The sequence below is a fragment of the Heliomarina sp. genome (assembly GCF_052826185.1).
The window spans coordinates 21,081-39,951 of record NZ_JBRBUI010000054.1 but is presented as its reverse complement, the minus strand read 5'-3'; the positions used below and the strand labels follow the sequence as shown (position 1 = coordinate 39,951).

At 64.1% G+C, this 18,871-nt stretch carries 24 protein-coding genes and 1 pseudogene; 16 read left to right on the top strand and 9 right to left on the bottom strand.

From position 1 onward, the window contains the following. Positions 1-4: 4 nt before the first annotated feature. Both ACU0FH_RS18365 and ACU0FH_RS18360 read left to right on the top strand, forming a co-directional pair. Positions 5-547 carry an AAA family ATPase gene (locus ACU0FH_RS18365; protein WP_446196172.1) on the top strand — a complete coding sequence of 181 codons (543 nt, stop codon included), beginning with the start codon at positions 5-7 and terminating at the stop codon, positions 545-547. Positions 548-737: 190 nt separating this feature from the next. Then, entirely contained in the window at positions 738-1,700 is a 963-nt protein-coding gene (locus ACU0FH_RS18360) for a DMT family transporter (RefSeq protein WP_446196170.1), read from the top strand. Positions 1,701-1,712: 12 nt separating this feature from the next. Here ACU0FH_RS18360 and ACU0FH_RS18355 read toward each other — a convergent pair whose 3' ends face one another. After that, complete coding sequence (locus ACU0FH_RS18355) at positions 1,713-2,414, bottom strand: FadR/GntR family transcriptional regulator (protein ID WP_446196168.1); 702 nt, start codon at positions 2,412-2,414, stop codon at positions 1,713-1,715. 233 nt (positions 2,415-2,647) lie between these two features. Between ACU0FH_RS18355 and ACU0FH_RS18350 the strand changes: the two genes are divergently transcribed. From ACU0FH_RS18350 to ACU0FH_RS18340, 3 genes are all read left to right on the top strand, one after another. Then, on the top strand, positions 2,648-3,748 hold the full coding sequence (locus ACU0FH_RS18350) for an HPP family protein (protein WP_446196166.1): 1,101 nt from the start codon (positions 2,648-2,650) through the stop codon (positions 3,746-3,748). Positions 3,749-3,862: 114 nt separating this feature from the next. Next, the gene (locus ACU0FH_RS18345) at positions 3,863-4,294 is read left to right on the top strand and encodes a PACE efflux transporter (protein WP_446196164.1); all 432 of its coding nucleotides are present in this window, start codon (positions 3,863-3,865) and stop codon (positions 4,292-4,294) included. Continuing rightward, a complete protein-coding gene (locus tag ACU0FH_RS18340) occupies positions 4,291-4,941 on the top strand; it encodes a 5-formyltetrahydrofolate cyclo-ligase (protein ID WP_446196162.1) in 651 nt (216 codons plus the stop codon). Before ACU0FH_RS18345 ends, ACU0FH_RS18340 begins: the two co-directional genes overlap by 4 nt. Before the next feature lie 19 nt (positions 4,942-4,960). Here the strand turns inward: ACU0FH_RS18340 and ACU0FH_RS18335 are convergent, their stop codons facing one another. Together ACU0FH_RS18335 and ACU0FH_RS18330 are read right to left on the bottom strand one after the other, a co-directional pair. Further along, complete coding sequence (locus tag ACU0FH_RS18335; protein WP_446196160.1) at positions 4,961-5,707, bottom strand: sulfite exporter TauE/SafE family protein; 747 nt, start codon at positions 5,705-5,707, stop codon at positions 4,961-4,963. A gap of 153 nt (positions 5,708-5,860) precedes the next feature. Then, positions 5,861-6,736, bottom strand: coding sequence for a LysR substrate-binding domain-containing protein (locus ACU0FH_RS18330; RefSeq protein ID WP_446196158.1), 876 nt, complete (start codon positions 6,734-6,736; stop codon positions 5,861-5,863). A 146-nt stretch (positions 6,737-6,882) separates the two neighbouring features. Here ACU0FH_RS18330 and ACU0FH_RS18325 point away from each other — a divergent pair, with 146 nt between their 5' ends. Further along, positions 6,883-8,091: an MFS transporter gene (locus ACU0FH_RS18325; RefSeq protein ID WP_446196156.1), complete on the top strand. Its 1,209-nt coding sequence runs from the start codon at positions 6,883-6,885 to the stop codon at positions 8,089-8,091. A 258-nt stretch (positions 8,092-8,349) separates the two neighbouring features. On the opposite strand, the pseudogene ACU0FH_RS18320 reads toward ACU0FH_RS18325, so the two are convergent. The 6 genes and pseudogenes from ACU0FH_RS18320 to ACU0FH_RS18295 all read right to left on the bottom strand — a co-directional run. Beyond that, positions 8,350-8,535, bottom strand: a pseudogene (locus ACU0FH_RS18320) (IS1096 element passenger TnpR family protein); the annotation flags it as partial. 190 nt (positions 8,536-8,725) lie between these two features. Continuing rightward, the gene (locus ACU0FH_RS18315; protein ID WP_446196154.1) at positions 8,726-9,265 is read right to left on the bottom strand and encodes a hypothetical protein; all 540 of its coding nucleotides are present in this window, start codon (positions 9,263-9,265) and stop codon (positions 8,726-8,728) included. Positions 9,266-9,291: 26 nt separating this feature from the next. Further along, the gene (locus ACU0FH_RS18310) at positions 9,292-10,086 is read right to left on the bottom strand and encodes a hypothetical protein (RefSeq protein WP_446196152.1); all 795 of its coding nucleotides are present in this window, start codon (positions 10,084-10,086) and stop codon (positions 9,292-9,294) included. 129 nt (positions 10,087-10,215) lie between these two features. After that, positions 10,216-10,713, bottom strand: a complete 498-nt coding sequence (locus ACU0FH_RS18305; protein ID WP_446196150.1) for a hypothetical protein — start codon at positions 10,711-10,713, stop codon at positions 10,216-10,218. A 391-nt stretch (positions 10,714-11,104) separates the two neighbouring features. Beyond that, a complete protein-coding gene (locus ACU0FH_RS18300; RefSeq protein WP_446196148.1) occupies positions 11,105-11,557 on the bottom strand; it encodes a hypothetical protein in 453 nt (150 codons plus the stop codon). Positions 11,558-11,734: 177 nt separating this feature from the next. Next, complete coding sequence (locus ACU0FH_RS18295; protein WP_446196146.1) at positions 11,735-12,013, bottom strand: DUF6522 family protein; 279 nt, start codon at positions 12,011-12,013, stop codon at positions 11,735-11,737. Between the two features lie 151 nt (positions 12,014-12,164). On the opposite strand from ACU0FH_RS18295, the gene ACU0FH_RS18290 reads away from it, so the two are divergent. Genes ACU0FH_RS18290 through ACU0FH_RS18245 form a run of 10 tightly spaced genes read left to right on the top strand, consistent with a single transcriptional unit; the run spans position 12,165 to position 18,731 of the window. Beyond that, positions 12,165-12,614, top strand: a complete 450-nt coding sequence (locus ACU0FH_RS18290) for a group III truncated hemoglobin (protein WP_446196144.1) — start codon at positions 12,165-12,167, stop codon at positions 12,612-12,614. Positions 12,615-12,621: 7 nt separating this feature from the next. Then, positions 12,622-12,999 (top strand): DUF488 domain-containing protein, encoded by a 378-nt coding sequence (locus ACU0FH_RS18285; protein WP_446196142.1) that lies wholly within the window; start codon positions 12,622-12,624, stop codon positions 12,997-12,999. Beyond that, complete coding sequence (locus tag ACU0FH_RS18280) at positions 12,996-14,030, top strand: NAD(P)H-dependent flavin oxidoreductase (RefSeq protein ID WP_446196140.1); 1,035 nt, start codon at positions 12,996-12,998, stop codon at positions 14,028-14,030. Before ACU0FH_RS18285 ends, ACU0FH_RS18280 begins: the two co-directional genes overlap by 4 nt. Next, a complete protein-coding gene (gene ccoS / locus ACU0FH_RS18275; RefSeq protein WP_446196138.1) occupies positions 14,027-14,212 on the top strand; it encodes a cbb3-type cytochrome oxidase assembly protein CcoS in 186 nt (61 codons plus the stop codon). Before ACU0FH_RS18280 ends, ccoS begins: the two co-directional genes overlap by 4 nt. Further along, entirely contained in the window at positions 14,209-15,861 is a 1,653-nt protein-coding gene (gene ccoN / locus ACU0FH_RS18270) for a cytochrome-c oxidase, cbb3-type subunit I (RefSeq protein WP_446196137.1), read from the top strand. Before ccoS ends, ccoN begins: the two co-directional genes overlap by 4 nt. A gap of 4 nt (positions 15,862-15,865) precedes the next feature. Beyond that, complete coding sequence (gene ccoO / locus ACU0FH_RS18265) at positions 15,866-16,642, top strand: cytochrome-c oxidase, cbb3-type subunit II (RefSeq protein ID WP_446196136.1); 777 nt, start codon at positions 15,866-15,868, stop codon at positions 16,640-16,642. Between the two features lie 4 nt (positions 16,643-16,646). Continuing rightward, entirely contained in the window at positions 16,647-16,817 is a 171-nt protein-coding gene (locus tag ACU0FH_RS18260) for a cbb3-type cytochrome c oxidase subunit 3 (RefSeq protein ID WP_150282290.1), read from the top strand. Next, positions 16,808-17,686: a cytochrome-c oxidase, cbb3-type subunit III gene (gene ccoP, locus ACU0FH_RS18255; RefSeq protein WP_446196135.1), complete on the top strand. Its 879-nt coding sequence runs from the start codon at positions 16,808-16,810 to the stop codon at positions 17,684-17,686. The genes ACU0FH_RS18260 and ccoP overlap by 10 nt, the downstream gene beginning before the upstream one ends. Next, on the top strand, positions 17,683-17,856 hold the full coding sequence (locus tag ACU0FH_RS18250) for a hypothetical protein (RefSeq protein ID WP_170121110.1): 174 nt from the start codon (positions 17,683-17,685) through the stop codon (positions 17,854-17,856). Before ccoP ends, ACU0FH_RS18250 begins: the two co-directional genes overlap by 4 nt. A 59-nt stretch (positions 17,857-17,915) precedes the next feature. After that, positions 17,916-18,731 carry a DUF2189 domain-containing protein gene (locus tag ACU0FH_RS18245; protein WP_446196134.1) on the top strand — a complete coding sequence of 272 codons (816 nt, stop codon included), beginning with the start codon at positions 17,916-17,918 and terminating at the stop codon, positions 18,729-18,731. The last annotated feature ends 140 nt before the right edge of the window (positions 18,732-18,871 follow it).

The following is an 18,871-nucleotide window of genomic DNA, read 5'->3' as shown; positions in this document are numbered from 1 at the left end:
CCCGATGCAGAATCGCATTGCCAGTCGGCACGTTGTCCTCTCCGGCTGTTCAGGTGGCGGCAAGTCGACGCTGCTGGCTGAACTGAGCTCGCGAGGCTTCGAGACCGTCGAGGAGCCCGGCAGGAGGATCGTGGAGGAGGAACTGCGCGGGGACGGGAAGGTTCTCCCCTGGGTCGATCTCGAAGCGTTCGCGAGGCGGGCGATCGGCATGGCAGCCGGGGACCGAGAACGCATGAGAACTGCGGAAGGATGGGTCTTCTTCGATCGCGGACTTCTCGATGCAGCCGCCGCGCTGGAACACGCAGCGAGCGTGGCGGTGTCCGACACCCTGTCCGGACACGACCGCTTCCATCACCAGGTGTTCCTGACCCCGCCATGGCCTGAAATCTACCACGGGGACAGCGAACGCCAGCAGGACCTGAAGAGAGGCGTCGCCGAGTATCACCGGCTGATCGAGACTTTCGAGCGGCTCGGATATGATTCGGTCCTGCTGCCAAAGCTCGATGTCGAAGCGCGGGCCGACTTCATTCTTGATGCGCTTACCTGACAATCGGACCGAAGCTCGTCTTCCTGTCCGGATTGGACATGTCTTTCCGAGATCACTATATGAGCAATGCAAGGCAACCCGCGATGGCGTCGCGATGGCTGTCGCAATTCCGATGATCGCAACAAATGTCCTGAACGCCCGGACTTCCCCCGCACATCTCATGCGGGTTCTGAAGTGATGAGGTGATGTCATGACCCTTGCTCTGCTCTATACGTCGCGGACCATGTGGACAGGTTCTTTCGCTGGGATGGCCTGCATGGCCGCGGCAATGGTTCTGCTGCCATTGGGCGACACGTTGTCGAAGTTGCTGACTGAGACGCTGAACCCGATCGAGGTCGCGACCGTGCGCGTTCTCGCCCAGGCGGCCTTCCTCCTGCCGGCGGCGGTGGTGCTGCGGAAACGTCTCAGGGGAACCATGTTCTCGCCGGTCGTCGCGCTGTCCGGTCTTCTGGTGATGATCACGCTCATCTGCCTGATCGGCGCCTTCGCGGTCATGCCGATCGCCACCGCGATCGCCATCTTCTTCGTGGAGCCATTGATCCTGACTGTGCTGGCAGGTCCGCTTCTGGGCGAGGCCGTGGGTCCGCGACGCCTCGCGGCCGTCGGCATCGGTCTCGTGGGCGCGCTGATCGTCATTCGGCCGGGTGCCGAGTTCGAGCTCGCCGCGCTCCTGCCACTCCTCGCGGCCGCCTCCTATGCGCTCAACATGATCGTTCTACGCCGCGCCGCGCGCATCCGTTCGGGGCTGACCATCCAGTGCGGCGCCACGATCTATGCCTGCATCGGCATGGTGACACTCAGCTTCTGTCTTCAGGAGGCGGGCCATGTTTCTTTGAACTCTGGCGCCCTGCCTGCTTCTGGATGGGCTCTGATCCTCGGGAGCGGCTTTTTTGCCGCGGCGAGCTACGTCCTGATCGCCGAAGCCTTTCGCCACGCCGAAGCCGGTCTCCTGGCGCCGTTCCAGTATCTCGAGATCATCGGTGCCACCGCCGCCGGCTACCTGGTCTTCGGGGAGTTTCCGGACGGTATGACCTGGGTCGGGATCGCAGTCATCCTCGCATCAGGTCTTTATGTCGTCTATCGCGAGCGGTCGCGCGCGCCAGCGACCCTGGAGCCGACACGGCACAGGAGCCGCCGGATCCGGCCCCGGTGACCAAGGTGACCATCAGGACGTGCCTGGTTCCGAACCGAGAAAGCCCATGTCGATGCTGACGACTTCGAGATGACGGGCCATGGCGCGATGCGCGGCCGGACCGTCGCTGGCCGCGATCGCGTCGACGACCTGTTCGTGCTGATCGCCATGCACCCTGGTGAACTCTTCCACGCCGACGCGGCGGTAGGTGCGATCCCACTCCCTCTGCCAGACGGCACGGCAGCGCGCGCCCGAAAAGTGGCGCAAGAGGGCAATCAGGAGCGGGTTGCGCGCGACCTGAGCGATCGATTGGTGAAAGGCGTCATCCGCACGCTCGCACGCCGCGCGATCTCGCGCCGACCGTCCCTCGGCAACGCGCTGGCGTAGAAGGGCGATGTCGCCCGGCACCCGCCGCTCTGCGGCGGCCGCCGCGACCTGAGGCTCGAGCAGGCGTCGTGCATCCATCAGGTCGGCGGGCGTCGTCGCCTCGAGAAGCAGCGTGTCCTTCACCGGCCGCCCAAGGGGCGCTCGACCCCGAAAGGTCCCCTGTCCGACGTGACGCCAGATTTCGCCCTGCGCCTCGAGTGTCGCCAATGCTGCGCGAAGAGTTTCGCGACTGCATCCGACGAGGTCCTTCAGTACCCTCTCCGGCGGCAGGCGATCTCCCGACGCAGGCGCACGCTCCTCGAGAACGTGCCAAAGCCGTGCCCGCGCCGCCTCCTTGTTTGTTCGCATGCCATTCTCCTGATTGGGCCAATATTCAGACCGCGCCTCACTGAAGGCAAGCGGCAGACTCCGTGCAATCAGTCGTTTCGATCTTGAGCTTCTCCGCAGAATCCCGATCCCGGCATCCAGCCAGTGACAGGACCAACGTTCTTTTATTACCAGGATCGTTCACATTCTGCCGCCATATGAGGCATATGGCCCGATAGCCGCCTGCTTTGCGGGCGACTCAGAAGGCATCCGACATGCGTGCATGGCATCATCTCTATCCGGCTCTGCCGGCATTTCACGGCCGCGAGCAGCTGCGGGCCGGCATCGGCGCGCTGCTCGGGATCAGCCTGTGCGGCCTCCTGGTGAGCCTGGCGGCCAGCCTTGGACTGTCTTCCATCTATCTCATCGCGCCACTCGGAGCGACGGCGGTGCTGGTCTTCTGCGTCCCGAACTCGCCCCTTGCCCAGCCATGGTCGGCTGTCGTCGGCAATGCGACGTCGGCACTCGTCGCACTCCTGGTGCTCCAGGTCGTTCCCGGCCCCTGGTCGGCCGGCATCGCGGTCGGCACCGCAATCATCGTCATGATGTTCGTTCGGGCCCTGCACCCGCCGGGCGGCGCCGTGGCCTTGCTGACCGCCCTCGATCCGGCACCGGCTCTGGAAGTGGGACCGCTCTTCGCCCTGGTGCCGGTCGGGGTGACCACTGCCGTGCTGGTTCTTGCCGCCATCGCCTACAACAGGGCTACGGGGCGGGTCTATCCGTTCCGCCAGCCCGAGACGGATGACATCGGAGATCCCGCGCTGCGGCTGGGATTATCGACCGAGCAACTGGGCCAGCTGCTCGACCGGTTTAACCAGGCGACCAACCTTGGTGTGGCGGACCTCGGCCGCTTGCTGGCGGCTGCCGAAGCCGAGGCGGCTCAGCACCGTTTCGAAGGCACGACCTGCGCCGACATCATGACCACCGGTCTCATCACGGTGCGGCCCGGCACCACACTCCCGGAGGCGGCGCGTCTGTTCCGCAGCCATGCCATCAAGAGCCTCCCCGTCGTCGACGGTGACATGAAGCTGCGCGGGCTGGTGCTCCAGGCGGATCTCCTCGAGGCGGTCGCGGCGCAGGACCGCCGAGTAGCCTGGCGGCAGCGGTCCCCGCGTCGCACCGTATCGGACGTGATGCGAAACGCCGACCGCGCGGTATCGCGCGACCTGCCTGTCGGCGCGCTTCTCAACCGTTTGGCGGCCCAGGGCAGCGAGGTCGTTCCGGTGACCCGGGAGGGGCGACTCGTCGGAATCCTGACCCGCTCCGATATCATGCGGCTCCTTCTTCATGGAGCGGAGGAGCGTCCTGCGGCGTAAGAGCCGCTTGAAATGCCCGCATCCGGAACACATCCTCCGGGCAAGCGAGGACGACCTCGCCCGGCCAGACGGTCAGCACGCGGGATGGCCCGAGGAACAATCGGAGCCAATTCCATGCGCAGCACCGCAGATCGTATTCGCCAGGCCGTCAGTTTCGAACTCATCGGCATCCTGATCGTCACCCCGCTCTTCGCCTGGGTTTTCGATCACCCCATGGGCGACATGGGCGTTCTGGTCGTGCTGGGTGCCACGGCCGCGACGGCCTGGAACTATCTCTTCAACCTTGAGTTCGATCATGTGCTCAACTGGCGCCGGGGCGATGTGCGCAAGACGGTGCCGCTCCGGGTCGTTCATGCCGTGCTCTTCGAGGCGACGCTGCTGGTGCTACTCCTGCCGCTCTTCGCCTGGTGGCTCGATGTCTCGCTGATCGCCGCGCTGCTGATGGAGATCTCCTTCGCGGCATTCTACATGATCTATGCCTTCGTCTTCACCTGGGGCTACGATACCCTGTTCCCGCCGCAACGCACCGGACGGACGACCGCATGATGGACGACGAAACCGACGCAGGCACTGCCCCCTGCTTTGCGCACCACCTTGTGGACGGGCATCCGGTCGACCCCGAAACGGCGCGGGACGTCGCGCGGTTCAGGCGCGCGGAACGGGCACGGCTGGTCGCCGCGCGTGCGCTCCCTTCGGAAGAGCGCCAGAGGGCGACGGCCAACCTGATCGATGCTCTCGACCGGGTCGTCGCGCCCAGAGCCGGAATGACCATTGCCGTCTACTGGCCGATCCGGGGCGAGCCGGATCTACGGCCGTGGATGGGCGCGGCCCATGCGGCCGGTGCGCAGGTCCTGCTTCCGGTCGTGGTCGAAGAGCACACGCCGCTCGAGTTTCAGACCTGGTCACCGGGATGCCGCATGACACGGGGCTTCTGGAACATCCTGGTGCCCGCCGATGGCGAAGTGCGCGTGCCCGACATCGTCATCGCGCCGCTCGTCGGCGTCGACGAAGAGCTCTATCGGCTCGGCAATGGCGGGGGCTATTATGACCGGACGCTGGCACAGCTTGACCCGAAGCCGCGGATCGTCGGCGTGGGGTTCTCCGCTTGCCGCCTGCCGACCATCTACCCGATGTCCTGGGACGTGCCGATGAGCGAAGCTCTCCTGTCCGACGGGACGCATTTGGAGCGATAGGCCCTCGGCACCCCGCGCCTTATAGTAGAAAGAACACCAGCGTCAGCGCGGCACCGATGCCGACGATCAGGGCCCGCAAGTATTCGGTGTGCTGAATCCGGCGTGCCTGCCGGGCTCCAATGTAGCCCCCTACCGTCGTCGCGACCGCCAGAACGGCGGCGGATTCCCAGGCTATCAAGCCGGCAGTCGCATAGGTGGTGACCGAGACCAGCGAGAGCACGGCGGAGAGGAGATTCTTCAGGCCATTCATGCCGTGCAGATTCTGGAAGCCGATCAGGCTGAACACCGCCAGCAGCATGATCCCCAGTCCGCCGTTGAAGTAGCCGCCATATCCGGCCACCAGGAAGATCGCGCAGGCCGAGAGAACGGGTCCGATCCTCACTCCCCTCGCGCGCACCATCGCCACCAGACGCGGCCCGATGGCAAAAAGCAGCGTGGCGGTGAGCAGAAGCCAGGGAACGATGCCGACGAAGGCCTCGCCCGGCGTGACCAACAGAAGGCCCGCCCCCGCCAGCCCGCCAAGCGCCGCGATCGCAATGATGCTGCCCAGGCCGAGGCTCCCCTCGGCGCGGATGTCCCCTCTGTAGGCCCAGGCGCTCCCGATATACCCCGGCAGCGCCGTAAGCGTCGCCGTGGCGTTCGCCATGACCGGCGGCACGCCCAGCCAGACCAGGGCGGGGAAGCTGAGGAGCGTCCCGCCGCCGGCGATGGCATTGATCATGCCGGCGAGCAGGCCCGCGATGACGAGTATGGGCATTGAGAGCATCTGGGCGTCCCTGAGTTATTGGATCACGCTCTTGCCTCGGAGCACAGTTGGTCTGCAAATTGGCCCGCTCAGCTTCACGCAACACAACCGCCACGCTGGAAGGGACCCCATTCCCGTGGACACGGTAAGGGGCAGGCAACCTGGGCCAAGGAGCTACCCAGAGGCAAAGTTGGCCAGACACCACGACCAGACCGCGTCAAGCCTGTCGCGAGGCTGTCTCTGATGTTTCCGCAAAAGATAATAGTCCGAACCGGTTGAGAAATCCGCGCGGCAAATCTCGATCAAACGCCCGGCGTCGATGTCGGTCTGCACGAAGGCGCGGCAGGCGATCGCGGCGCCCTGGCCTGCGAGGGCAGCATCCAACGCAAGCGACACCTGGTTGAACACCGCGCCGGGCAGCCGCCCTGCATGGTCGAAGAAGCGGGGCCAATGGTCGTAGCTGTCATGAAGCAATGGCAGCCCCCGGACCTCGTCGTGTGTCAGCGGCGGCGGGAGGTCTCCGACCAGATGTGGGCTTGCCACCGCGACGAGGTTCTCCCGGAACAACAGGTGGCTCTCGAGGGATGTGGGAAAGGGCGGCCGCGTCTCGCGGACAGCGATATCGACCCGGTCCCGGTCGAAGTCCGAGACGGCGACCGTCGCTACGATCCGCAGATCCACGTCCGGCAGCGCCGCACCGAGAGCCGGTAGCCTCGGCATCAGCACTTTCGACGCGAACGTCGGCGTGACGCTGATCGTGACGGCCTCGGCCTGATGCTGAACCTCGTCAGTCGCCTTGCGCAGCGTTTCGAAGGCCCGGGCGATCTCGGAATGGTAGCTCGCACCGCGTGCGGTCAGGGCGATACCGCGGGGAAGGCGCCGAAACAGGGAGAAGCCGAGGTGATCTTCCAGCAGCCGGACCTGCTGGGCCACGGCGCCCTGCGATACGCCAAGCTCCTCGGAAGCGCGGCGAAAGCTCAACTGGCGCCCCGACACCTCGAAGGCGCGCAGCGCATTGAGCGGCGGCAATGACTTGAGCGGAATGACCACGATCCAGACAGTAGTTTTTCTACTGAATTACAGCCTTCCTTCTGGTGAGACAACTGGCCGGTCAAGGATCAAGATGCGCACCGATTCCGAGGGTCGTCCGGGCGCACGGGCTTGGGTCGGCCGCGCACCGTCCATCGACGGGCGACATGTCACCACCGCTGTTGGACACCATGATGAGCACGCAAAAAGCCCTGATCCTACCGACGTCCTATTCGGTCATCCTCGCCGTCAGCGGGACCCACCTGATCAACGATCTGATCCAGTTCCTGCTCCCGGCGCTCTACCCCATCCTGAAGGCCGAATACGCCCTCAGCTACTTTCAGCTGGGGCTGCTTACCCTCGCCCAGCAGATCACGGCCTGCGTCCTTCAGCCCATCATGGGGCTGTCCGGCGACCTGCGGCCCAGACCCTATACACTGGCGGTGGCCATGGCCGTGGTCGCGTTGGGTATCTTGATGCTGGCTTTGGCCAACTCGTTCCCGCTGCTGCTGGTGGCCGCGGCGGTGCTGGGGATCGGGTCGGCCCTATTCCACCCCGAGGCGTCGCGGGTATGCCGCATGGCCTCCGGCGGCAGGCTGGGCTTCGCGCAGTCGAGCTTCCAGGTCGGAGGCAACGCGGGAACCGCCCTTGGCCCGCTTGCCGCGGCCATGATCGTCTTGCCGCTGGGGCAGGTCAGCACCGTCTGGTTCGGCCTGCTCGCCGTGGTCGGGGTGATGATCCTGCTGTGGATCGCGAGGTGGTTCACCAATCACCAGAAGATGACGAAATCGGCCGGATCATCGGCCCCAGTGGGTCCGGATCTCCCCCGACGGCGCCTGATCGTCGCCTTCGCGATCATCGGCGCGCTGCTCGTCAGCAAGTTCGTGTATGTCGAAACCTTCAAAAGCTACTACGCCTTCTTCCTCATCGAAAAATACGGGGTGAGCATACGGCACGCCCAGACTGTCCTGTTCATCTTTCTCGCGGCCGTTGCTGTCGGCACCTTTGCGGGCGGCCCCATCGGGGACCGGGTTGGACGAAAGACGGTCATCTGGGTCTCGATCGTGGGAGCCCTGCCGTTCGCGCTCGCCCTGCCACATGCCGCTCTCTGGGGCGCGATCCTGCTCAGTGTTGTCGTGGGGCTCATCCTGTCGTCCGCATTCTCTGCCATCGTGGTCTATGCGCAGGAATTGCTGCCACAGAAAGTCGGGATGGTCGCAGGCTTCGTGTTCGGCTTCGCCTTCGGGGTCGGCGCGATCGGAGCGGCCGCCCTCGGGGCACTCGCCGACCAGATGGGGATGCAGGCGGTGTTCGGTTTCCTGCCCGCACTGTTGTTCCTTGGTTTCCTGACAGCCTTTTTGCCCGAGAGCGAATAGCGCCTCGCGCCTGTCCGGTAAGCACTGGGACTGCATTCCCTGCCTACACCGGCGCACCGTTCTCACCTGGCCGTCAACGAAATGAAGCATCTCGCTGCAACTCGCCCGCTCCCTCGGCTGCTCCCCGCGAACCAGAACGCCATCTCCTGCTTCAGAGAGCCCCCGTATTTCAGGGCGTTGGTCGCCAGCTCGAAGAAAACGAGTGACAGGTGCGTGATGGCGGCCGGGCCAACGTCGAGCTCCGGCACATCCAATGCTGTGGTTCCAGTCGCCGCCGAAGTCGTTGATATACTGCATCGACCTGGTGCCGGTTCGGCGGAGCAACCTCTCCCAAAGATCTTCTTCGCATCCATCAGACCGCCGAAGGAGCCGTTCGAGTCGGGCAGGCCCCCAACCGGCATCACCGACGCGGAACTCGTAAAGATGGCTGTCTGTCCAGCCCATGGCAGCTGGAGGATCGCTGGAGTGTTGACAGCCGTACCGGACACGGCTCGGTCTTCATTCTCGCTCTACCAGACGAGCGGCCTGGTTCGGGCAAAGGTCTCCTTCCGACAGGCAGTTCTCAGGCGGCAGCGCCCCGCCGAAAAACCCAGCCGGGATACTGAGCCGGTCGGCCTCGCCTCGGTGCCCTCCCCTAATCCACCGTCGTCGGCGCCGTATCGAAGCGCCCCTCGACCGGAACACAGTCGCCGCTGTCGATCTCGGCAAAAAAGCTGTCCTTCCGGCACAGCCGGGCCGAAAAGGTGCCCGTGATCTTCGATCCGCCCTCTTCCAGCGAGAGCGTGTCGATGGCGATGCCCAGGTCGGGCCCGATCACCTCATTGATATAGAAGGGTGCGCTCATGCCCTCGGGCCACCACGAGACAGAAGCATCCATCATCCCGGCCGAGGCGTCTTCGCCCATGAGCGACATCTCGATCGTCAGGACGCCATGCATGAGGCTCTCCGCCGCCGGATCGTGGGCCTGGACGCTGACCGAGGTCACCGGACCGAAGGCGCGCCATTCCGCGGTTGAGGTACCCTCCGAGGGGACGTCGAGTGTTTCGCCCTCGTAGGCCATATCGCCGATGGTCGCACTGACCGTGCCGACCGGGACCGGCCCGGTCTGGGCCATTGCCGCCTCTGCCAGCCCCGTCAGCCCGACCGCGACGACCGAAAGAAAACTCGCTTTCATGATGGTCTCCCCTGTTCCTCTTTATCCTACGGAAATGACCAGCCTTCATGCTCCACGCGGAAGATCCGCAGCGGCGCCCCAGGTTGGCCGGGGTCGGCGCGCAGCCGGAAGACGGCGGTGTGCGCCCGACCGAAATTAACAATCTCGACGTTGATGGTAACCATCCCGCGGAACATCGGCTGATCGGGATCGGGCCGGGGGGCGCTTACGCTGCCCTGGAAATCCTGCGCGCCGTAGATCGGGTCGGCCTGAAGCGGGTTGGCTCGCATGGTGGCCACGACATCTGAGGAAAAGAAGTTGCCGACATTTGCCGGATCGAGCGGCTCGGGCCCGCCCATTCTGGCGAGCCGCGCGCTCTCGTAGAGAGCGCGAACAAGCTCCTGCGCCTCGAGGATCATCTCGTCTCCCGACATCGCATCGGCACCGTCGCCGGCGGTGTCGACCGGCTCGTACCCCTCAGCGATCAGGTACCGCTGTGCCACCCACCCCGCCTTGCTCATGTCCGCCGAGCGCATCAGGCACCACCGGGGCGGCAGGGCGTCTATCTCGGCCTGCGTCATGGTCGAGAAATGCGCCATGGTGAAGAACGGCACGCAGGTGATCTGCTCCAGGCCCCGGGCATCATGGGCGAAGGTCTCGATCACCGGATATCCGGTTCCGGGCCCCATCCGGGCGTTGAGCACATCGTCTGCGGAAACACCGGTCACCCGCCATGCATCGGGGCCATGCCCGTCGATCTCGGCGCTCACAACGCAAGGCAGCAGGGAGACGCCAATGGCGGTCACGACCACATCGAGCTTTCTGCGCAAATTCGTTGTCATGAAACCTCCAGCACATCGCAACTCAGGTGCTTATACCCTTGCGATACAAAGGGATCGACCCGCCGACTTGATTTAAGTCGGCGGGCAAGTTGCAATGGTCCTCGCGAACCGTCGTCCTGCGCAGTTCAGCTACGTTCTCGCCTCGAGTTGCCACGGTATCGCAACAAGCTCGAGCGGCTCTGTCGTCCCACTTGCGTTAAGGAGCGGCACCGTCTGTCCCACCTTCATTCCGAGCAAGGTGACCCCGAGGAATGTCTTGATCGGGATACCTCCCTGATCATGTGCAAAACCATGGTCAAAGAGTGTCCGAGATTGTGGTGCCGTCCCCCTGATAGAGTAGGTCACACGTGAACCCAGGGCGGCGACGTTTCCTGCCTCTTCTTTGGGATTCAGAATATGTGCATCCTGAAGCTTTGCCCGGATCAGGTGCGACAGCAGAGGAAAGACACCGCCTTCGATAGCTGCGCATTCCCTCCGCAGTTCTTGCAGGTGCCAGAAGTCCCGCTTGGAAAGAAACGATTGGATCGGTCGCATGGCCTCGACGCTTCCGAACGCCCGGCTATCAATCGCAGCAGCCTCGTTGCCTGATCTTCCAGCGAAAGTCGCCATTTCAGTTGATGTTCGCATATCTTCTCCTCGGCCTGCTCGACGCAAGCCTCAAGAATCCAAAGTTGTTGGTGAAGAAGATCCCCGAGCGTGGAGGTCAGCGCATGCGGCCCCCTGCCCGGGGCAGGGAGCGGTTCAGCAGAGATCCCGGAAACGACCGGCCTCTAATTTTGCATGAGAACACAGACATCACGCCACGCTATGAAGTTTCCGACGCCAAGTCAAACTTTGCTGGGTCCTCGGAGCAGCAGATGCCACCACCCGCTGGGCTGATCCTTTCAGGCGGGGTAGGAAACCTTTCCGTGAGACGGAAAATGAAGACCAGTGAGGCTGTCCGGTCTCCAGGAAAACCGTTGATGCCGGTAGTCCCCGCGTCGGATGCTCCAACGACCGCATTAGTTGCAACCCGTCACTACACGGCAAAAGGCACGCCCACCTGGGTTACCACCAATGACCGGGTGGTGCCGTCTTCGGACAGCAGCTTGGTGCGTTGCCCGGCCGACATCCCGATGAGCGTGGCCCCCAGAACGGAGTGAATCGGGATTTCTCCGGCACGCGTCACAAGGCCGAAACTGAGAACCCCGCATTCGATATCTTTCTCATCCACCACGCAGGAAATATGGCTGCCAAACGTGGCAACATCGGACGGTGCCGCACCCTCAATCGCAACGGCCACCTGCAGTTTCTGGTGTAGAGTATCCAGCATGAGCTGGGAGTAAGCGACACTGCTGTTGTTGGCGAAGCTCAGAAATCTCTCGATTCTCAGCCGATCGGCTTTTGTCAGGCGGCACTTGCAATCCCCGCCACCCGCTTCCGGCTTTCCGTGTCGCGGTATCGTTGATCCCGTAACGTCAGGTATGGCCATGTTTCCCCCTGGAGTTCCCTCCGACAATCTCAGAACTTTTCTCGAGATGTCCCCGGGAGATCGCTGCGCATAAAACGCCCACGATCCGCCCGGGGCTAAGGGCGGTTCAGCAGAAGAAACCGGAACTTGATCTGAAACCTGACCATGGATTGATCGTTGCTTGCCGCGCGTCGAGTGTCAATCCCGGCGCACTGACCGCGATCGCGGAGTGACGGGAAAGCTTCCCCGCGACAGCACCTCTCCCTCTGCGTCGACAACGAGACGGAACGCGCGGTCTGCACGGTAGAAGGTCATGCGCCAACGTCCTTCGTCTTCGCCCGCCCCGCTCTCGGAGCGGCTGCTGATGAGTCCATTCCGCATCTCTTCCCGGACCTGCTCTTCCGTGATCTTGAAGGCCCGCGCGATGGCGGCTGCTTCCACAACGAACCCGCTGTCGGTTTTGAATACTTCACTCATCCCAGCGTCTCCCATGCCCTGATCCCGCGCCGATCTCCGCCAGTCGGCCACTGCGCGGTTTCGCGCGATTGCGCTCGCCCCGAATAGGTATTTACAATACCACTTGGGAGACGTACCCCGTCAATACAACTGAGACCAAGGTGCCACACCGATGACCTCCATCCAGACTTCTTCGCGCAGCCCCTCCGCGCGCCCGGAGATCACAGCCGATCTCGAGGCACGGACCGGACTCGATGACCCGGTGCTGCGCGAGCTGGTCCATGCCTTCTATGGCAAGGTCCGCAAAGACCCTGTTCTTGGCCCTATCTTCGGGGCGCGGATAGATGACTGGCCACCGCATCTGGAGCGGATGACTGCATTCTGGTCCTCCGTTGCCCTGATGACAGGCCGCTATCATGGCGCCCCGGTGCCCAAGCACGTCGGTCTGCCGATTGACTGGGGCCATTTCGAGCGGTGGCTCACACTCTTTCGCGAGACCGCGAAGGAGATCTGCACACCCGCAGGCGCCGCCCATGTCATCGAGCGGGCCGAACGCATCGCCCGGTCGCTCAACTTCGCGGTCGAGGATGCCAAAGGCACCGGCATCCCGAAACTGGTTTGAGCCTCGCATGGCGAAGCAATTCGATATCGATATTGCCCGCGTTCACGACGAGGCGTCCGATACGGACCGCACGAGGCTGCTCGTGGATCGAATCTGGCCGCGAGGTATTTCGAAGGCTGATCTCGGGCACGATGACTGGATCAAGGACATCGCGCCGACCACCGAGCTCAGGAAATGGTTCGACCACGACCCGGACAAATGGGGAGAATTCCGCAACCGCTACCTGCAGGAACTGGCTGACAACACGGACGCTGTCGAACGCTGCCTCGCATGGTGCCGAGCCGGCCCCGTCACTCTGCTCTTCGCCGCGAAGGACCGGGACCACAACCAGGCTGTGGTCCTGCGGGACTACCTGAGGCAACGGCTCAAGGGGAGCAAGTCGTGACGCTTGAACCCGGGTCCCTGCGCACCCCCCTGTGCGATCTGCTGGGATGTGAGTATCCCGTTATCCTGGCCGGGATGGGAGGCGTCGCGCGCGCCGAACTGGCCGCCGCGGTCGCAAATGCGGGCGGCTTCCCGACCCTGGGGATGGTGCGCGAGGCGCCATCACTCATCGTCTCGGAAATTGAGGACTACCGCCGGCTGTCGGACCGCTCATTCGCCGTCAACGTCATCCCGGCGGCCACGGAGCCCGGCTTGCTGCATCAGCAAATCGAAACCTGCCTCGCGATGGAGGTGGGCGTGTTCTCTTTCTTCTGGGACGTTGTGCCCGAGGCCGTTGCCCAAGTGAAGGAGGCAGACGCTCTTCTGCTGCACCAGGTGGGCACGCTGCGCGCGGCACGGGAGGCCGAAGCTGCCGGTGCGGATGTGCTGATCGCACAGGGCCAGGATGCGGGCGGACACGTGCACGGACGCACTCCAACATTCGACCTGCTCCGGGCCGTGCTGGAAACGACGGCTCTGCCGGTTGTCGCCTCGGGCGGCATCAGCAACGGCAAGGGGCTGGCTCGGGCGCTCTCGTTCGGGGCGCAGGGAGTCCAATGCGGCACCGCCTTTCTGGCTACGGCCGAATCCTTCGCCCACGACTACCACAAGCAACGGGTCGTGACCGCGCAGGGGGAGGATACCGTCCTGACCGACGGCTTCGTGCTGAACTGGCCCAAGGGATCGGTCGTGCGCGTCCTCCGCAACAGCGTCACCGAGTCCTTCGGCCCGACCCTGATGGGACATGACCCAGAGATGATCGCACATGAGGTGATCGCCCGCGACGGCCCCATCCCGCGGCTGCGCCAGAGCACGGACTCGCCCCTGCGCACCACGACCGGAGATCTTGAACAGATGCCGCTCTATTGCGGCACCGGCGCGGGTGAGATCGACGCGATTGTCCCGGCGGCGCAGCGCCTGAACACCCTGTGTGCCGAAGCTCAGGCTCGCCTCGCATCAGCCCGCCAAACGCCTACGGTGGGGCCGACATGAACATCCTTCTACTGCTGATACCCGTGACGCTGATGATGGGTGCAATCGGCCTCGGAGCATTTTTCTGGGCGATGAAGACCGACCAGTTCGACGATCCGGAAGGCGATGCCCGCCGGATCCTCCAGACGGAGGACCGTCCGCTGCCACCAAGACATAGAACTGACCAAGAGGTTGCCAGATGATGGAGCGTTTGACAGGTGCCGAACGCCAGATCGCATTGATGATTTGTGTCGTCATGGCGATTGTCGGGCTGGTGATGGCCGCAGCGGGTCATGGCGATCCGATGGGGAGCCACGGCGCGATCGTGCTGATTGCAGCCGGTATCACGACCTTCTTCGTCCTGCGTGCAATTGGCGAGCCCGAACCGGCCGAGGACCGCACGGTCAACTACTACGACGACCCGACCAAGGCCGGGCTGGTGATCGCCCTGTTCTGGGCCGTGGCCGGCATGGGCATGGGCGTCTGGGTCGCGGTGCAGCTCGCCTGGCCCGATCTGCGCTTCGACGCGGCCTGGTCGAGCTTCGGGCGCATCCGCCCCGTTCACACATCGGGGGTGATCTTCGGCTTCGGTGGCAACGCCCTCATCGCCACGTCCTACCACGTCATGCAGCGCACCAGCCGGGCGCGGCTGGCCGGGCATGTCTCGCCGTGGTTCGTGCTGCTGGGGTTCAACCTGTTCTGCATCATCGCCGCCTCGGGCTACCTGATGGGGGTCACCCAATCCAAGGAATACGCCGAACCCGAATGGTACGCCGACATCTGGCTGGTCATCGTCTGGGTGGTCTACTTCGTGCTCTACATCCGCACACTGGCGCGCCGCAACGAGCCGCATATCTACGTGGCCAACTGGTATTACCTCGCCTTCATCCTGGTCGTGGCGATCCTTCATATCGTCAACAACCTCGCCATCCCCGCCAGCCTGACAGGGGCAAAGAGCTACTCGGCCTTCGCGGGCGTCCAGGACGCGATGACGCAATGGTGGTATGGCCATAACGCGGTCGCCTTCTTCCTGACCGCCGGGTTCCTCGGCATGCTCTACTACTTCCTGCCCAAGCGGGCGGAGCGGCCGATCTACTCCTACCGCCTGTCGATCCTGTCGTTCTGGGGCATCGTGTTCTTCTACATCTGGGCCGGCTCGCATCATTTGCATTACACCGCCCTGCCGCACTGGGTGCAGACGCTGGGGATGACCTTCTCGGTCATGCTGCTGGTGCCCAGCTGGGCCAGCGCCGGCAACGCGCTCATGACGCTGAATGGTGCCTGGCACAAGGTGCGCGACGATGCCACGCTGCGCTTCATGATGGTGGCGGCGGTGTTCTACGGGCTGTCCACCTTCGAGGGGTCGTTCATGGCGGTGCGCGCGGTGAACTCGCTGTCGCATTACACCGACTGGACCGTGGGCCACGTCCATGCCGGCGCGATGGGCTGGGTGGCGCTGATCACCTTCGGCTCGATCTACGCCGTCGTCCCACTGCTGTGGAAGCGCGAGACGATGTATTCTTGGAAGCTGGTGGAATGGCACTTCTGGCTCGCGCTGGCGGGCACGGTGATCTACGTCTTCGCGATGTGGAACAGCGGCATCATCCAGGGGCTGATGTGGCGCACCTACACCGACAGCGGCACGCTGGCCTATTCCTTCACGGACACGCTGGTGGCCATGCATCCCTATTACGTCGCACGGGCTTGCGGTGGTGCCCTGTTCCTGACCGGGGCGGTCCTGGCGGCCTACAACGTCTGGATGACGATCCGGCACGCCCCCGAAAAACGCCCGGAACGCGACTACCCCACCTCGTCCGAGGCGGCAGAACCTGCCGTCCCGGCAGCGGAGTGACCTGATGTTTCGCAAGATCCTCTCCCCCTTCGCCCGCCTGTTCGAGTTCCACGCCCGGACCCACTACCGCACCGAGCGGCACTCGATGGCCCTGACCCTTGGCATCATCCTTGCCGCCGGTGTGGGTGGGTTCGTCGAGATCGCGCCGCTCTTCACCATCGACGAAACGGTCGAGGCTGCACCGGACATGCGGCTCTACACGCCGCTGGAACAGGCCGGGCGCGACATCTACATTCGCGAGGGCTGCTATGCCTGCCACTCCCAGATGATCCGGACCCTGCAGGACGAGGTGGATCGTTACGGCCCCTATTCGCTGGCGGTGGAATCGCGATATGATCACCCAATGCTCTGGGGCTCCAAGCGAACGGGGCCGGACCTTGCCCGGCTGGGCAACAAGTATTCCGATGACTGGCACGTGCGCCACCTGGTCGATCCGCGCGCCGTGGTGCCGGAATCGGTCATGCCGCAATATGCTTTCCTGCTGGACGAGACGCTCGAAACCGCCAGCCTGCCGGATCGTCTTGCGGCCCTGCGGGCGGTGGGCGTGCCCTACAGCGATGAACAGATCGCCAATGCTGATGCCGACGCGCGCGGCCAGGCGCGGCCCGACACCGACGCGGCCGACGGCGCGAGTGCGCGCTATGGCGAAGCGACCAACATCCGCCACTTCGATGGACAGCGGGACCGCGTCACGGAAATGGATGCGCTGGTGGCCTACCTCCAGATCCTCGGTGGGCTCACCGACGCCGCCTTCGCAAATCAGCCACTCGGGGAGGATTGACAGCATGGATCTCACGCACGACTTGACCTCGACCATCGCCAAGTCCTTCGGCCTTTTCTATCTCATCGCCCTGTCGGTGGGCATCACCATCTATGCGTTCTGGCCGTCGCTGGGCAAACGCTTCGACAAGGCCGCCAACAGCATCCTGGATGACGAGGACGGGCCATGTCGGTAAAGGAACGCGATCCCCTCACCGGTCACCAGACTACTGGTCACGAATGGAACGGGATCACCGAGCTGAACACCCGCGTGCCGCGGGCGGTGTGGTTCTTCATCATCGTCACGCATATCTGGGCGTTGGTCTACTGGGTGCTCATGCCGGCCTGGCCACTGGTGAACACCTATACCCGCGGGCTACTCGGGATTGACCAACAAGAACAGGTGGAAGAGCGCGTAGCCGCCGCGGATGCCGCCCGTGGCGTCTGGGCGGATCAAATCGCCGCGCTCCCGCTGGACAAAATCCGTGACGACACCCTGCTCATGGCCCACGTCGACCGGACAGCACCCGCACTCTTCGGTGACAATTGCGCGGCCTGCCACGGAAGCCGCGCCGAAGGCGGCCCCGGTTATCCCTCCCTGGTCGATGACGCCTGGCTTTGGGGCGGCGACGACGAAACGATCCTCGAAACCCTGCGTGTCGGCATCAATGCTCCGCATCCAGACACACGCTATGCCGAGATGCTGGCCTTCGGCCGCGATGGCATCCTCGACCGGGACCAGATCCGTATCACAGCGGACTACGTGCAGTCGCTGGCGGGCCTCGACAGCGGCGCCTCGCCTGAAGGGCTGGAGGAAGGCGCCGCGCTCTTCGCCGACAATTGCTCGAGCTGCCACGGCGAGGATGGTGCGGGCATCCAGGATCTCGGTGCCCCGAACCTCACGGACACTCACTGGATCTATGGTGGCACCGATCAGGCGCTGTTCGAGACGATCTATGGTGGCCGACAGGGCTGGATGCCCGCATGGGAAAACCGCCTGACCGAAGCGCAGCGCAAGATGCTTGCCATTTACATCACCTCGCTGGCTGACGGGGGCCCGGAATGACCATTGAGCGGCCCCGAGTTCTGGCGATCTCCGCCGCATTGCTGGTGGTGGCCGTCTTTGTGGCCGCCAATATCCATCTCGTCTCGGTCTCGCTGTCGTCGCAACCGAGCTGCGTTGAAACCGCCAAGGAAGGCGCCGGCACCCACCGCCCGGCGAAACCGTCATGCTGAGCCAGAACAACGCCCCGCCGCCGCCCGACAATCCGCACGCCGGGGGCATGATCCCAAAAGTGGTTCCACCCCTTGCACGCCCCAGCCCACACGCCCGCGATCTGCCGTGGCGCACCGCCTTCACGTGGCTGCGGGCCGGGTGGCGCGATCTCTGGTCCCACCCGCTTCCGAGCCTGATCTACGGCCTCGGCGTTTTCCTCGTTTCAGTCGTTGTGGTCTGGTTCCTGTTCCGGCTGGAATTCGACTATGCCCTGTTCCCGGCGCTGGCGGGTTTCATGGTGGTCGGGCCGCTGATCGCAGGCGGGCTCTACGAGAAAAGCCGGCGACTGGATGCAGGCGAACCGGTCGGCCTCGGGCCGATGCTGTTCGTCCGGCTTCGGTCCGGCCGTGCCGGTGTCTTCATGGGGGTCATGCTTCTGGGGCTCTTCCTGCTGTGGATGCGCGCAGCGGTCCTGATCTATGCGCTGTTCTTCGGCATGGTGGCCTTTCCCGGCACCGAGGAGATCGTGCCGATGCTTCTCCTCACCCCCACTGGCTGGGCCCTGCTGCTGGTCGGCTCTGCCGTCGGTGCGCTCTTCGCCGCCTTCTCCTTCGCCATCAGCGTCTTCGCCTTTCCGATGCTGCTGACGGAACGGACCGACGCACTCTCCGCGCTCGGGATCAGCATGGCGATGGTCTGGAACAACCTTGGAGTCATGATTGTCTGGGGCGCCATCGTGGTGGTGCTGTGCGTCCTATGCCTACTCACGGCCGGACTCGGGCTGATCCTGGTTTTTCCGTTGCTGGGACACGCCACGTGGCATTGCTACCGCGCCATCCGCTCCGACGACGCTGCCGCGCAAGAGGATGACCGCATGTTCATTCGCCCGGCTTGATCCTCCATCGGCGAAGCTGCAGAGGCCTGCTACCTGATGTGAGACCGGTCGCGTCGAGGCAAATGTCTGGGTCATCGCCAGTGCTGCACCCGAAACCGATTGGCGTCGGCGTTAGAATAGATGCAGCGCAGCTTACTCTC